This window comes from Isoptericola sp. NPDC019482 (genome assembly GCF_040632295.1).
GTDB lineage: Bacteria > Actinomycetota > Actinomycetes > Actinomycetales > Cellulomonadaceae > Isoptericola.
The window spans coordinates 1-14,560 of sequence record NZ_JBEYBQ010000025.1 but is presented as its reverse complement, the minus strand read 5'-3'; the positions used below and the strand labels follow the sequence as shown (position 1 = coordinate 14,560).

13 protein-coding genes are annotated in these 14,560 nt (G+C 74.1%); 4 read left to right on the top strand and 9 right to left on the bottom strand.

What is annotated here, in order from left to right; all coding sequences use genetic code 11:
- Positions 1-8 precede the first annotated feature (8 nt).
- The 8 genes from ABZ493_RS15410 to ABZ493_RS15375 all read right to left on the bottom strand — a co-directional run bounded on the left by ABZ493_RS15410 (position 9) and on the right by ABZ493_RS15375 (position 10,399).
- Positions 9-950, bottom strand: coding sequence for a 4-(cytidine 5'-diphospho)-2-C-methyl-D-erythritol kinase (locus tag ABZ493_RS15410; protein ID WP_430583023.1), 942 nt, complete (start codon positions 948-950; stop codon positions 9-11).
- Positions 947-1,819, bottom strand: coding sequence for a 16S rRNA (adenine(1518)-N(6)/adenine(1519)-N(6))-dimethyltransferase RsmA (gene rsmA, locus ABZ493_RS15405; protein WP_430583022.1), 873 nt, complete (start codon positions 1,817-1,819; stop codon positions 947-949). The genes ABZ493_RS15410 and rsmA overlap by 4 nt, the downstream gene beginning before the upstream one ends.
- Before the next feature lie 19 nt (positions 1,820-1,838).
- Entirely contained in the window at positions 1,839-3,212 is a 1,374-nt protein-coding gene (locus ABZ493_RS15400) for a G5 domain-containing protein (protein WP_430583021.1), read from the bottom strand.
- 361 nt (positions 3,213-3,573) lie between these two features.
- Positions 3,574-4,890: a transglycosylase family protein gene (locus ABZ493_RS15395; RefSeq protein ID WP_430583020.1), complete on the bottom strand. Its 1,317-nt coding sequence runs from the start codon at positions 4,888-4,890 to the stop codon at positions 3,574-3,576.
- 172 nt (positions 4,891-5,062) lie between these two features.
- Entirely contained in the window at positions 5,063-6,304 is a 1,242-nt protein-coding gene (locus ABZ493_RS15390; protein WP_430583019.1) for a ubiquitin-like domain-containing protein, read from the bottom strand.
- Between the two features lie 61 nt (positions 6,305-6,365).
- Positions 6,366-7,280, bottom strand: a complete 915-nt coding sequence (locus ABZ493_RS15385) for a TatD family hydrolase (RefSeq protein WP_430583018.1) — start codon at positions 7,278-7,280, stop codon at positions 6,366-6,368.
- 2 nt (positions 7,281-7,282) lie between these two features.
- Complete coding sequence (gene metG, locus ABZ493_RS15380) at positions 7,283-9,067, bottom strand: methionine--tRNA ligase (RefSeq protein ID WP_430583017.1); 1,785 nt, start codon at positions 9,065-9,067, stop codon at positions 7,283-7,285.
- Between the two features lie 66 nt (positions 9,068-9,133).
- Complete coding sequence (locus ABZ493_RS15375) at positions 9,134-10,399, bottom strand: PQQ-dependent sugar dehydrogenase (protein WP_430583016.1); 1,266 nt, start codon at positions 10,397-10,399, stop codon at positions 9,134-9,136.
- Positions 10,400-10,490: 91 nt separating this feature from the next.
- Here ABZ493_RS15375 and ABZ493_RS15370 point away from each other — a divergent pair, with 91 nt between their 5' ends.
- The 3 genes from ABZ493_RS15370 to ABZ493_RS15360 all read left to right on the top strand — a co-directional run bounded on the left by ABZ493_RS15370 (position 10,491) and on the right by ABZ493_RS15360 (position 11,665).
- Complete coding sequence (locus ABZ493_RS15370; protein WP_430583015.1) at positions 10,491-10,667, top strand: hypothetical protein; 177 nt, start codon at positions 10,491-10,493, stop codon at positions 10,665-10,667.
- A 108-nt stretch (positions 10,668-10,775) separates the two neighbouring features.
- On the top strand, positions 10,776-11,036 hold the full coding sequence (locus tag ABZ493_RS15365; RefSeq protein WP_430583014.1) for a hypothetical protein: 261 nt from the start codon (positions 10,776-10,778) through the stop codon (positions 11,034-11,036).
- A gap of 29 nt (positions 11,037-11,065) precedes the next feature.
- Positions 11,066-11,665, top strand: a complete 600-nt coding sequence (locus ABZ493_RS15360) for an isochorismatase family protein (RefSeq protein WP_430583013.1) — start codon at positions 11,066-11,068, stop codon at positions 11,663-11,665.
- 64 nt (positions 11,666-11,729) lie between these two features.
- Here the strand turns inward: ABZ493_RS15360 and rsmI are convergent, their stop codons facing one another.
- Positions 11,730-12,635, bottom strand: a complete 906-nt coding sequence (gene rsmI, locus ABZ493_RS15355) for a 16S rRNA (cytidine(1402)-2'-O)-methyltransferase (protein WP_430583012.1) — start codon at positions 12,633-12,635, stop codon at positions 11,730-11,732.
- A 35-nt stretch (positions 12,636-12,670) separates the two neighbouring features.
- Between rsmI and ABZ493_RS15350 the strand changes: the two genes are divergently transcribed.
- Positions 12,671-14,482, top strand: coding sequence for a phospholipid carrier-dependent glycosyltransferase (locus ABZ493_RS15350; protein WP_430583011.1), 1,812 nt, complete (start codon positions 12,671-12,673; stop codon positions 14,480-14,482).
- Positions 14,483-14,560 lie beyond the last annotated feature (78 nt).

Genomic DNA, 14,560 nt, shown 5'->3' with positions numbered 1-14,560 from the left:
CCGAGGCACTAGGGCAGCAGGCGGGCGCCCTGCGCGGGGCCGGAGGTGCACCACACGGAGTCGGCGACGCCCTCGGCGGTCCAGGACGCGGCGATGGCCAGCGCGTGCTGGCGCGACCGGGCGAGCGCGGCGACCGTCGGCCCCGAGCCCGACACGAACGCACCCAGCGCGCCGGCCTCGGTCGCGACGCCGATCGTGCGCTCCAGCTCAGGGCGCAGCGAGAGCGCCGCGGCCTGGAGGTCGTTGTGCAGGGCCTGGCCGAGGGCGGTGGGGTCCCCGGCACGCAGCGCCTGCATGAGCGCGGTGTCCTCCTCGAGGCCAGGCTCCTCGACGGCCCCCGCGGGGCCGGTGAGCTCGTCGAAGCGGTCGAACACGACCGGCGTCGACAGCCCCTCGGCCTGCGCCGCGAACACCCAGTGGAACTCGCCGCGCGTCATCGCGGGGGTCAGCAGGTGGCCGCGGCCCGTCCCGACGGCCGTGTGGCCCAGCAGGGCGAAGGGGACGTCGGAGCCGAGGTCCGCCGCGAGCGTCGCGAGGTCGTCGCGGCTCAGGCCGGTCTGCCACAGCGCGTCGCAGGCGACCAGGGCGGCGGCGGCGTCCGCCGAGCCGCCCGCCATGCCGCCGGCCACGGGCACGCCCTTGGCCAGGTGCAGCGCGACGTCCGGCGCCACGCCGACCTGGGTCGCGAGCGCCTCGGCCGCGCGCCAGGCGAGGTTCGTGCGGTCGAGGGGGACGAGGTCGGCCTGCGGCCCGTCCACGGTGATCGTCACGCCGGCGCCCTCCGGCACCTGCGTCGCGGTCACCTCCTCGTAGAGCGCCACGGCCTGGAAGATCGTCGACAGCGGGTGGTGGCCGTCGTCCTGCAGGGCCCCGACGCGCAACGACAGGTTGACCTTGCCGGGCGCGCGGACCCGGACCGACGGCGAGGGGGCGGCGGCGAGGTGCGTCACGCGTCCACCGTGCCCGCCGCGACCGGAAGCTGCTCGGCGATCCGCGCGAAGTCGGTGACGTCGAGCCGCTCGCCACGCAGCCCGGGGTCGACGCCGGCGGCCCGCAGGGCTTCCTCGGCGGCCGCGCCGGAGCCGAACGTGCCGGACAGCGCGGCGCGCAGCGTCTTGCGGCGCTGGGCGAAGGCCGCGTCGACGACGGCGAACACCTGCTCGCGCGTCGCGGTCGTGACGGGCGGCTCGCGCTTCTCCAGCCACACGAGCGCCGAGTCCACGTTGGGCTCCGGCCAGAACACGTGCCGGCTGACGTTCAGCGAGCGGCGCGCCTCGGCGTACCAGGCGGCCTTGACGGACGGCACGCCGTAGGTGCGCGACCCGGGCCCGGCCGCCAGCCGGTCGGCCACCTCGGCCTGCACCATGACGAGCACGCGCTCCAGCGTGGGGAAGCGCTGCAGGAAGGTGAGCAGCACCGGGACGGCCACGTTGTAGGGCAGGTTCGCGACGAGCGCGGTCGGCGGCTCGCCCGGCAGCTCCGTGACCTCGAGGGCGTCGGCGGGCACCACCTCGAAGTCGGCCTCGGGCGCGTGCGCCCGCACCGTCTCGGCGATCTGGCCCGCCAGCACCGGGTCGATCTCGACCGCGACGACCGACGCCCCGGCCTCCAGCAGGCCGAGGGTCAGCGACCCCAGCCCGGGGCCGATCTCGACGACCCGCTCCCCCGGCCGCAGCCCGGCGGCGCGGACGATCTTGCGCACCGTGCCGCCGTCGTGCACGAAGTTCTGCCCGAGCGTCTTGGTGGGGCGGACGCCGAGGCGCCCTGCCAGCTCGCGGATCTCCGCAGGGCCGAGCAGGGCGCCAGGGGTGTTCGTCATGTGGGGGAGTTTATGCGGCTCAGTACCAGCCCACCGACTGCGAGTGGCCCCACGCGCCGCACGGCGTGCCGTACACGTCGGCGATGTAGCCGAGGCCCCACTCGATCTGCGTGGCGGGGTTGGTCTGCCAGTCGGAGCCGGCGGACGCCATCTTCGAGCCGGGCAGCGACTGCGGGATGCCGTACGCGCCCGACGACGGGTTCGCCGCCGACGCGTTCCAGCCCGACTCCTTGGTCCACAGCGACTCCAGGCACGTCCACTGCGAGCCGGACCAGCCGCGCGCGGCCGCCATCTGCTTGCCGATCGACCGGGTGGAACCGGAGTAGGTCGGCGTCTTCGGCTCGGGCTCCGGGCGCTCCTTGGTGCCCTTCACCAGCACGCGGGTCACCGGCTTGGTGGTGACCTCGTCCGAGACCTTGGTCTTCTTCACGACCTTGCCGTCGATCGTCGTGACCTCCTGGACGATCGTGCGCTCGCCGTCCTTGCCCTTCTTCGCGACCTTCGCGTCGAGGTCGGAGTACCGGTCGGCGGACTTCTTGGTCGTGGTCTTGTGGTCGACGGCCTTGGTCGTGGTGACCTTCTTGGTCTCGACGCGCTGCACGACGACGGCCACCTGCGGCGTGGCAGGCTCGGCCGCGGACGTCTCGGCCGCGGCGGGCTCGGCGGCGACCTGCTCGGTCTGCGCGCCGTCCTTCTCAGCCTGCTTCTCGGCCTGCTTCTCCTGGTCGGCGACGGCGGCGGCGACGCGCTTCTTCACCGCGCCGTTGGCGGCGGCGGTGACGTGCACCCGGTCCTTCTTCCCGAGCTCCACGTCCGCCCCGGCCAGCACGGCCTCGACGTCGGCCGCGTCCTCGACGACGTCGGTCGTGCCGTCGTGGATCACGGCCACGGGGCCGTCGGTGTCGATGTCCACGGGCAGCGAGGCGCGCTCGCCGTCGCGGGAGGCGACGATGCGGACGTCGCCGCCGCGGGCGGTGAGGGTGTCGAGCGCCTCGTCGGCGTCGAGCGCGGTGACCCAGGCGTCGGTGTCCTTGCCGTCGACCTGCAGGGTGAGCTCCTTGCCGGAGCGCACGACGATGTCGGAGCCGTCCTCGAGCGTGGCGTCGGCCGCCGGGGTCACGAGGTCGCGGTCGCCGACGACGACGCCCTGGGCGGTGAGCAGGTCGTCGACGGAGCCGGAGTAGGAGGTCACGGTCTTCACGTCGCCGTCCACGTCGAGCGTGACGGTCTTGCGGGCGTCGGCGTAGGCGACGGCCCCGCCGGCGACGGCGACCGCGGCTGCGGTCGCGGCGGCCACGAACGGCCAGCGGCGGCGGGCGCGCGGCGTGGCGGTGGCGGTGCTGTCGGCACCCGGCACGGCGGGCACGGGAGAGGTCTGCGGGGAGCGGGTCACGAGAGTCCAGTCGTCGTGCTGTCCGGGCACGGGGGCCGGGGGCGGGCCTGGCGGCCCGTCGCGCGCCGGGGCGGCGCGTCGCGCCTCGCTCCCGGCCTCCGCGCCCGAGGGCGCCGAGTTCCGACCCGCCGATCCGGCGGTCCAGGGCCCGCGTCGCATACACCTGATGGGTACGCCTCGCACGCGGGACACCCGACCGTAACCGATTCGTTATTTGGCACCTAATCCTGAGGGCCTCACGTGACGAGTCCCACGGAACGTGCACGCGGCGTCCACACCCCGCGCGGGCGCACGAAGGCCCGCCGGTCCGGCCCCGCCACCGTCGAGCGGCGGGACCGGCCCGGCGGGCCTCCGTGTCAGGTCAGAGCAGGCCGAGCTTGGCCGCGCACCCGGGCCACTGGCCCCAGCCGGACTGCGCCTGCAGCTTCTGCGCGATGCGCGTCTGCTCGGCGGCCGAGTTCTCCGACGGGAGGCCGGAGCCGCCCATCGCCTGCCACGTCTGCAGCGAGAACTGGTACAGGCCGTAGTAGCCGTTCCCGGTGTTCGTCGCCGGGTTGCCGCCCGACTCGCACTGGGCGAGGTCGGCCCACACGCCGGCGGGCGCCGAGCCGGTGGCCTTCGACGTCGAGCCGGACGAGGAGCTCGACGACGAGCCGCTGGAACCGGACGACGACGAGGTCTCCTTCGGCTCCGGCTCGGGCTCGGGCTCCGGGCGCTCCTTGGTGCCCTCGACGACGACCTCCGTGACCGGCTTGGTCGTCACCTTGTCCGAGAGCTTCTTCTTGGCGACGACGTCGCCGTCGACCGTGGTCACGCGGTAGGTGAGCGTGCGCTCGCCGTCCTTGCCCTCCTGGGTGACCTTGCTGCCCAGGTCGGCGTACCGGTCGGCGTCCTGCTCGGTGCGCGACTTGTGGTCCACCGCGACCTTCTTGCTGACCTTCTTGGTCTCGACGCGCTCGATGACGATGCGCACCGCGGGGTCGCCGTCCGTCTTCGGGGCCTGGCGCTCGACGAAGACGTGGTCGTCCGCGTCCACCGTGAGGCCCAGGCCCTGGAGGATCGCCTCGAGGCCGACGGAGCCGTCGTCGACGACCGACGTGGTGCCGTCCGCGACGACAGCGACCGGCTGGTCGGCGTCGAGCTGGAGCGGCAGCGAGGCGCGGTCGCCGGACCGGGAGGCGACGAGGGAGACGTCGGAGCCGCGCGCGTCGAGGCCGCGCAGGGCCTCCTCGGCGTCCAGCGCGGTGACCCACACGTCGTCCTGCTCGCCGTCCACGTCCACCGTGAGCTCGTGCCCGGAGCGGACCACGACCTGCGAGCCGTCGCGCAGGGCGGCGTCCGCGGAGGGGGTGACGGCGTCACGCTCGCCCACCTCGACGCCCTGGGCGTCCAGCAGGCCGGCGACGGAGCCGGAGAAGGTCTGAACGGTGCGCGTCTCGCCGTCGATGTCGAGCGTCACGCTCTTGCGCGCGCTCTCGTAGGCGGTGGCCGCGCCACCCGCGACGACGAGCGCGCCGGCGGCGAGACCCGCGATGAGCGGGAGCCGACGGCGACGGCGCGTGGCGGTCGTCGTCGTGGCGGCGGCTGCGTCGGGCCCGTCGGGCATCGACTCGGCCGAGGGCTGGGGAGTCTCGTTCGAGGGGTTCACACAGGTCCAGTCGTCGTGAGGTCCGGTCACGACGGCGGGTCCCGGCTGGGTGTCGGGTCCGAGGTCGATCCGGTGGCTCCGAAGACCGTAACCGGATCGTGATCATCGGCCAAGCCTGGTTATGGTAAGGATGCCCGCGTCTGTCCCCTGCCGTCCGATAAGTCTGGACGGATGGAGTGGCCTGACTCACACCTCGCGGCGGTCAGTACCAGCCCACCGACATGGAGTGGCTCCACGCCCCGCACGGGGTGCCGTAGCGCCCGGAGATGTAGCCCAGGCCCCACTCGATCTGCGTCGAGGGGTTGGTGCGCCAGTCCGAGCCGGCGGTCGCCATCTTGGTGCCGGGCAGGGCCTGCGGGATGCCGTACGCCCCGCTCGACGGGTTCTCGGCGTTCCAGCGCCAGCCCGACTCCTTGTCCCACAGCTTCTCGAGGCAGGCGTACTGGTCGGCGCCCCAGCCGCGCTCGGCGGCCATCGCCTTGCCGATAGCCTTCGCGGAGCCCGGGTCGGGGTTCGCCGTCGAGACCTCGAGGGTGCCCACCACGACGACCTCGGTGACCGGCTCCCGCGTGACCTCGCGGTCGACCACCGTGCGCTCCACCTCGGCGCCGTCCAGGGTGCGCACCTCGTAGGTCGTGACGCGCTCCCCCGGCACGCCGGCCGTGCGCACCACCTCGTAGCCCTTGGGGAGCTCGTCGGACTCGACCTTCTCGGTCTCGAACGGGATCACCTCGGTCTTGCGGTCCGCGTCGGTCTCGCCGCGGCTCACCATCACGACCATCCCGTCCACGGCGGCCGCGCCGAGGGGGACCGACGTGCGGTCGTGCTCGCCGAGCGTGATGCCCGCCGTGGCCAGCACGTCGCGCACGGTCGACTGCGCGGTGCGGATCGGCAGCACGAGGCCGTCGACGGCCACCTGCACGGTCTTCGTGGTCGAGACGCGCACCGGCGCGCGGTCCAGCGGCGCCGTGCGCGACGCCGACGTGACGGCGTCCGCCCCGCGCGGCCCGAGCGCCGCCAGCAGCTCGCCCACCGTGTGCGCCGTCGTCGGGAACGTCGTGACCTCGCCGTCGATCTCGACCGTCACGTCGCGGCTCGAGCGGACCACGACCTGGCCGCCGTCCGCGGCCGCGGCCGACGCCGCCGGCTGCACGAGATCGTCCGGGCCGAGCGGGATGTGGTGGTAGCGCAGCACGTCGGCCACCGACGCGCCGTACGAGTCGACGGTCGCGACGTGCCCGTCGTAGTCGATCGTCACCGTCTTGTGCACCTGCGTGACGGCGGCCGTACCGCCCACCAGCGCGAGCACCACCGCGCCGTGCACGACGTGCCGCGCGGGCCCGGCCAGCGGCCCGCGCCGCGGCGCGGTCGACCGGGCGTCCGCGGGAGTCGACGACGGAACCGTCGCCCCACCCGATGCCCGCTTCGCCCTCGACCTCCGCACGAGCACCAGACCGTAACGGAACCGTGACCAGGGGGGAAGCCCTCGACCGCTCACCGACCCGTCACCACGCGCCGTAGACGCGCTCGGACGTCGCCGAGAGCGCCCGGCACACGTCGTCCAGCGGGCGCTCGAGGACGTCCGCCATCGCGCGCACCGTGTGCGCCGCGACGTACGGGGCGTTCGGCTGGCCGCGATACGGGTGCGGCGGCAGGTACGGCGCGTCGGTCTCGACCAGCACCAGCTCGAGCGGGACGGCGCGCAGCGCGCCGCGCAGATGGTCGTTCTTCGGGTAGGTCACCGGGCCGGCGAACGAGAGGAACCAGCCGTGCTCGGCCGCCAGGGCGGCCATCTCCTCGTCGCCCGAGTAGCAGTGGAAGACGGTGCGCTCGGGGGCGCCGTCGGCGAGCAGGACGTCGATCACCTGCGCGTGCGCGTCCCGGTCGTGGATCTGCAGCGCCAGGCCGAGCTCCTTGGCCAGCGCGACGTGCGCGCGGAACGCGTCCCGCTGCACCGCCTCACCCTGCGGCCCGGTGCGGAACAGGTCCATGCCCGTCTCGCCGATCGCCCGCACGCGGTCGTGCGCCCGGGCGACCTCCGCGACGCGGGCCAGCGCGTCGTCGAGCCCGACGGCGTGGTGCGGCGCCGGGTCCGGCTCCAGGCCGTCCGGGCCCACCTCGCGGACGCCGGCGTGCAGCACGGCCTCGTTCGGGTGGATCGCGACGGCGGCGAGCACGCCCGGGTGCCCCGCGCCCAGCAGGTCGACCGTCCAGTCGATGCCGGGCAGGTCGCAGCCCACCTGCACGACCCGGTCCACGCCCGCCGCCGCGGCGCGCACGAGGTGCTCCGCGCTGGTGGGAGTCGGTACGTCCTCCGGCAGCACGCCCACGATCGCGTCGAGGTGCGTGTGGTTGTCGGCGACCGGGACGGGCAGGGGCGCGGGTTCCGCCGGGAACCCGCGCTCGCGCTTGCGCGCCACCCTCAGGCCTTCTCGCGCAGCCGCTCGAGCTCCTCGTCGACGATCGAGTCGTCGAGCTTGGTGAACACGGGGCTCGGCTTGGCGATCTCGGTGCCGGGCGTGACCGGGCGCGACTCCCACGACGGGAAGTCGTAGTCGCCCGTGATGACCGGGTACTGCCGCGAGTCGTCGTCGAGGTCGGTGACCTCGTCGATGCGCGGCTGGGGCGCGAAGGTGCCCGTGCCGCCCATGGTCTCGTGCACCTGCTGCGCCGAGTGCGGCAGGAACGGGCTGAGAAGCGTGTTGCAGTCGCTCACGGCCTGCGTGACCGTGTGCAGCACGGTCGCGAGGCGGTCCGGGTCCGTCTTGAGCTTCCAGGGCTCGGTCTCCGACACGTACCGGTTGACGTCGCCGACGACTCGCATGGCCTCCGCGACGGCCGCCCGCTGCCGGTTGGACTCGATGAGCCCGCCCACCGTGGCGAACGCCTTGCCCGTCGCCTCGAGGACGCCGCGGTCGACGTCGGCCAGCTCGCCCGGCGTGGGGATCTGCCCGAAGTTCTTGTGCACCATGCTCGCGGTGCGGTTCACGAGGTTGCCCCAGCCCGCGACGAGCTCGTCGTTGGTGCGGCGCAGGAAGCTGTCCCACGTGAAGTCGACGTCCTGGCTCTCCGGGCCGGCCGCCGCCACGTAGTAGCGGAACGCGTCCGGCTGGTAGCGCGCCAGCATGTCGCGCACGTAGATGACGACGCCGCGCGAGCTGGAGAACTTCTGCCCCTCGACGTTGAGGAACTCCGAGCTGACCACCTCGGTGGGCAGCTGCAGCGTCCCGTACGGACCCGGCGCGCCGCCGCGCGAACCCTTCCCGTCGTAGGCCAGCAGCTCGGCCGGCCAGATCTGGGAGTGGAACGTGATGTTGTCCTTGCCCATGAAGTAGAAGGAGCGGGCCGTCTCCTCGTTCCAGAACGCGCGCCACGCCTCCGGGTCGCCCGTGCGGCGGGCCCACTCGATCGACGCCGAGAGGTACCCGATGACGGCGTCGAACCACACGTAGAGGCGCTTGGTCGGGTTCTCCTCCCAGCCCTCCAGCGGCACCGGGATGCCCCAGTCGATGTCGCGCGTCATGGCGCGCGGCCGGATGTCGTCGAGCAGGTTGAGGCTGAAGTTCAGCACGTTGGGGCGCCACCCGGTGCGGGTGCGCAGCCAGTCGCCCAGCGCGTCGGCGAGCGCCGGCAGGTCGAGGAAGAAGTGGTTCGACTCGACGAACTTGGGCGTCTCGCCGTTGATGCGGCTGCGCGGGTTGATCAGGTCGATCGGGTCGAGCTGGTTGCCGCAGTTGTCGCACTGGTCGCCGCGCGCGCCGTCGTACCCGCAGATGGGGCAGGTGCCCTCGATGAACCGGTCGGGCAGCGTGCGCCCCGTGGACGGGGAGATCGCGCCCATCGTGGTCTTCTCGACCATGTAGCCGTTCTTGTGCACCGTGCGGAACATCTCCTGCACGACGGCGTAGTGGTTGCGCGTCGTCGTGCGGGTGAACAGGTCGTAGGACAGACCGAGCGACGTGAGGTCCTCGACGATGACGCGGTTGTAGCGGTCCGCGAGCTGCTGCGGCGTCACGCCCTCCTGCTCCGCCTGCACGAGGATCGGCGTCCCGTGCTCGTCGGTGCCGGAGACCATCAGCACGTCGTGACCCGCCATCCGCATGTGCCGGCTGAAGACGTCGGAGGGAACGCCGAAGCCGGCGACGTGGCCGATGTGCCGCGGGCCGTTGGCGTAGGGCCACGCCACGGCCGAGAGGATGTGGGTCATGCCGGCGATTCTAGGGCCCGGCCTGCGCGACGTCCGAGCCGTCCGCCACCCGGCCCGGTCCGCCGGTCACCCGAACGTGACGCGCACCAGCCGGTCGTCGCCGTCGCGCGGGGAGCCGCGCCCGTCCGTGTTGTTGGTCAGCACCCACAGGCCGCCCGCGTCACCGCCGCCCGGCTCGACGGGCGCGACGTTGCGCAGCCGGCCCAGCTCGCCCGCGAGGAGCGCTTGCGGCTCCCCCAGCGGCCGGACGCTCCCGTCCGCGTCCACGGCGTCCTTGCTCGACGTCGGACCGGACCCGTCGCCCTCGTCGTCCTCCACCGCGCCGGACGAGGTGCCGCCGAACGGCACCCGCCACAGCCGCTCCCCGCGCAGGCCGGCGAGGTACACGGCGTCGTCGGTCACCGCCAGGCCCGACGGCGACGCGTCGGACGTGGGCCACCACGCCACCGGGGCGACCGTGCCGTCGCCCGCCTGCGGCTGCCCCTCGAGACCCGGTCCCTCGACCTCGGGCCAGCCGTAGTCGCCGCCCGGCTCGATGACGTTGAGCTCGTCCCACGTGTTCTGGCCGAACTCGCTCGCGAACATCCGACCCGACGCGTCCCAGCCCAGGCCCTGCACGTTGCGGTGGCCGAAGGTCCAGACCGGCGATCCGGCGTCCGGGTTGCCGGGCGCCGGGTCACCGTCGGTCGTGACGCGCAGGATCTTGCCGCCCAGCGACGCCGGGTCCTGCGACGCCGCGCCGTCGCCGGCGTCGCCGGTGCCGACGTAGAGGAACCCGTCGGGGCCGAAGGCCAGGCCGCCGCCGTCGTGGTGGCCGGCGCGCGGGATGCCGTCGAGGACGGTCGTGAGCTCGCCGAGCACCGCCCCGTCCAGCGTGCCGCGCAGCACGGCGTTGTCGTCGGCGCCGGTGCGGTAGGCGAACACGTCGCCCGAGCCCGGGTCCCGCGCGACGCCGAGCAGCCCGCCCTCGCCGTCGGGCGTGGTCTGCGCGGCGAGCGCGTCCGCGCCGGGGCCCGTGACGTCCGTCGTCGTGCCGGCGTCGGGGTCCACGACCACCAGCCGCGCCTCGTCGCGCAGGCTGATCAGCAGCGTGCCGCCCGGCAGCGGGGCGAGCCCCCACGGCACGTCGAGTCCGTCGACCACCGTCTCGACCGAGACCTCGGGCGCGGCGACCGGGTCCGCCGGGGTCGGGATCGCGGGGCTGCCGGTCGTGCCGGGCGACGCGGACGTGCCGGGGACCTCGGGCGCGGGGTCTCCCTCGGGGCCGGCGCAGGCCCCGAGCACCAGCAGGAGGCCCACGGCAGGGGCGGCGGCCAACGCACGGCGGGACATGCCCCCATCCTGCTGTGCGGCGCCGCCGCCGTCGACACCGCGCTGCCAGGCTGGCATGCTCTCCCCCAAGAACTGGTCAAGGGGGACTGCGATGTCGATCACCGAACGCCTGCGGCGCCTGTTCCGACAGGACGACGAGGCGCCGCTCGCCCGGCCACGGGACCTGCCGCCGCTGTCCGTGCCGGTGGAACGCGGCCGACCCGCTGCCGGCACCATGGCCGTCCAGCCGCTCTACTGCCCCGACTCCGCCGGTGGCGGCTACTGCTGACACCGCGCACCACCCCGATGCCCCGGGTGACCGTCATCGACAGCCGCCCGCGCCCGACCTACCCTTGACGCAGAGTTTTCTCGCCGCGGTTCCGACGAAGGAGTCGTCATGAAGATCAGCGCGAGACTGCGGTCCACCTTCCACCGTCGGGAGAAGCCGCCGCCGCTCACCGCGGCCGAACGCCGTCCGCCCTCCTGGGCCGCGGACCCGCGGCTCGAGCCCGACCGCGAGGACATGCGCAACCGCCGTTCCGCGGACGCCTTCGGCATGGGCTACGCCGACGGCGGTGGCTACATGTTCGGCGACAGCGGCGGTGGCGGCATGTTCGGTGACGGCGGCGGGGGCGGCGGGGGCGGCGACGGCCCCTGAGCCACGGTCCGTCGTGGCAGGCTGGCACCATGAGTGATGCCGCGAGCGCCACGCCGTCCGTGCGCGCCCTGATCGTCGTCGACGTCCAGCCCACGTTCTGCGAGGGCGGCGAGCTCGCCGTCGAGGGTGGCAACCGCGTCGCGGAGGACGTCGCGGTCTACGCGGCTGCGCACCGCGACCGGTACGAGATCGTCGTGACGACGCAGGACTGGCACATCGACCCCGGCGACCACTTCAGCGACCACCCCGACTTCGTCGACTCCTGGCCGCCGCACGGCATCGCCGGCACCCCGAACGCCGAGCTGCACCCGGCGCTCGCCGACCTGGGCCCCGACGTGTCCGTGCGGAAGGGCCAGTACGCCCACGGCTACTCCGGCTTCGAGGGCACCGACGCCGACGGGCGCACGCTGGAGCAGGCTCTGCGCGACGCCCGCGTCGAGGCGGTCGACGTCGTCGGGCTGGTCGAGTCGCACTGCGTGAAGCGCACCGCGCTGGACGCCGTCGGGCTGGGTCTGCAGACCCGCGTGCTCACCGACCTCACCATCCCGGTGAGCCCCGAGCAGGGCGAGCAGGCCCGCGCCGAGCTCGCCGCCGCCGGCGTGGAGCTCGCCGTCTCGACCGTCGCCTGAGCGCCGACCATGCACCTGTGCACGTTGTGACGGGTCAGAACGTGCACAGATGCACGGTCGGCGGCTACTTGGCGGCGAGGGCCGCGGCGTAGAGGTCGCGCTTGGGCACGCCGGCGGCGGTGGCGACGTCGGCGACCGCGGCCTTGAGCCGCTCCCCCGCGCCGACGCGGGCCAGGACCTCGGGCACGAGGTCCTCGACGCTAGGTGCCGCGCCCGCGGGCGCGCCGCCGACGACGACGCAGATCTCGCCGCGCAGCCCGTCGCCGTCCGCGGCGCGGGCGTCGGCCTCGGCGACGACGTCGGCGAGGGGGCCGCGGAGCACCTCCTCGTACGTCTTGGTCAGCTCGCGGCAGACGGCGGCGGGCCGGTCGGCGCCGAACGCGTCCGCCATGGCGTGCAGGGTGTCGGTGATCCGGTGCGGCGCCTCGAAGAAGACCATCGTGCGCGCCTCCCCGGCGAGAGCGCCGAGCCAGCGCGAGCGCTCCCCCGCCTTGCGCGGCACGAACCCCTCGAAGGTGAACCGGTCGGTGGGCAGCCCCGACAGGGCGAGCGCGGTGAGCACGGCCGACGGCCCGGGGGCGGCCGTCACGCGCAGCTCCCGCTCCACGGCGCGGGCCACGACGCGGTAGCCCGGGTCGGACACGGCGGGCATGCCGGCGTCGGACACGACGAGCACGGTGCCGCCGTCCGCGACGACGTCGAGCAGCTCGTCGGCGCGCGCCTCCTCGTTGTGCTCGTGGTACGACGTCACGCGCCCGGCCACGGTGACGCCCAGCCGCTGGGCGAGGGCGTGCAGGCGGCGCGTGTCCTCGGCGGCGACGACGTCGGCCTCCGCGAGCAGCCGGCGCAGCCGCGGCGACGCGTCCTCCGCGTTCCCGATGGGCGTCGCCGCGAGCACGACCGCGCCGGCCTCGGCGTGCGGGGCGGGACGGGGGGCGTCGGACGGCGCGGCGGAGGGCTCGGGGGTCATGGTGACCAGCGTCCCACGGCCCCTACGATGACCCGGTGACCGCCCCCGACGCCGACGCCACCCTCACCGGCGATCCCGCGCCCGCGGGCACGCCGCCCGGCCAGGCCCGCCATCGCGCGGGCGACGCCTCGACCGGCTCCTCGACCGGTGCCTCGACGGACGGGGGCGAGGGGTCGCCGCCGCCGTTCCCCGGCACCCCGGCACCGTCGCCCACGCCGTCCGACGGCGACGGGCGCACCACGCAGGCAAGGCTCCTGGACCGGCTGCTCGGCGCGCGGCGCATGCGCCTCGACCTGCGCCGGCGCGACCGGTTCTGGGGCTGGTTCGGCACGATCGTCGTCACGCTGCTGGCGGCGGCCACCCGGTTGTGGCAGCTCGGCCAGCCGCACACGCTGGTGTTCGACGAGACCTACTACGTCAAGGACGCGTTCACGCTCGGACGCCTCGGCTTCGAGGCGCAGTGGCCCGACGAGCCGAACCCGGCGTTCGAGGCCGGCGACGTCCTCACCTACCTCGACAAGGCCGCGTACGTGGTCCACCCGCCGATCGGCAAGTGGATGATCTGGCTCGGCATGGAGGCGGGCGGCGGCGCGACCAGCTCGTTCGCGTGGCGGTTGTCCAGCGCGGTGATCGGGATCCTCGCCGTGCTCCTGCTGGTGCGGATCGCGCGGCGGCTGTTCGCGTCGTCCACGATGGGGATCGTCGCGGGCCTGCTGCTCGCCGTCGACGGCGAGGCCATCGTGCACTCGCGCACCGCCCTGCTGGACCAGTTCCTCATGTTCTGGGTGCTGGTCGCGTTCGGTTGCCTGGTCATGGACCGCGAGCAGGCACGACGGCGGCTCGCGGGCCGGGTCTCGGAGATCCTCGACGCCGGCGGCACGGTGGCCCGCTACGGGCCCCGGCTCGGCTTCCGCTGGTGGCGCCTCGCCGCGGGCGTCAGCCTCGGCCTGGCCTGCGGCACCAAGTGGTCGGGGCTGTGGTTCGTCGCCGTCTTCGGCATCCTCACCGTGCTGTGGGACCTGGCGGCCCGCCGCGCCGCCGGCGTCGGCCGCTGGTGGGAGGACTCCCTCGTCGTCGACGCCGTTCCCGCGTTCCTCACCATCGTGCCCACCGCGTTCGTCGTCTACGTGGCGTCGTGGTGGTCGTGGTTCGTCAACCAGGGCGCCTACCTGCGGCAGTGGGCGGCGGAGCATCCCGGCGAGGGCGTCACCTGGCTGCCCGAGCCGCTGCGCAGCCTGCTCCACTACCACCAGCAGATGTGGGACTTCCACACCGGCCTCGCCTCCGAGCACCCGTACGCGTCGAACCCGCTGGGCTGGATCGTGCAGTGGCGGCCGACGTCGTTCTTCTGGGAGAAGGAGAGCCCCGGCCAGGGCACCTGCCCGTCCGACGCCGCGGAGGCGTGCGCCCGCGCGGTCACGTCCCTCGGCAACCCGCTGCTGTGGCTGCTCGGCGCGATCGCCATCGTCGTGACGATCTGGCTGGGCGTCCGGCTGCGCGACTGGCGCGCCCTCGCCGTCCTCAGCGGCACCGTCGCCGGCTGGCTGCCGTGGCTGCCGTTCGCGGCGCCGTTCACGCTGCTGCCCTGGTTCCACGAGCGGACGATCTTCACGTTCTACTCGATCGTCTTCACCCCGTTCGTGGTGCTGACGCTCGTGTATCCCATGATGGTGGCCCTCGAGCGCACGGAGGGGCGGCGCCGCGAGCGTGCCCTCGCCGTCGCGGTGATCGTCGCCGTCCTCGCCGTGATCCTCGTCGTATCGGCGATCTTCTACCCGCTGTGGACGGGCATGCAGGTGCCGTACTCCTACTGGCAGAACGTCATGCGGCTGGAGTCCTGGATCTGACCCGGCCCGGATGTTGTGTGGGGGGTGTGGGGGGGGAATAGTATGGGGGGGAGTCGACCGAAGACGGAACGCAAAAAA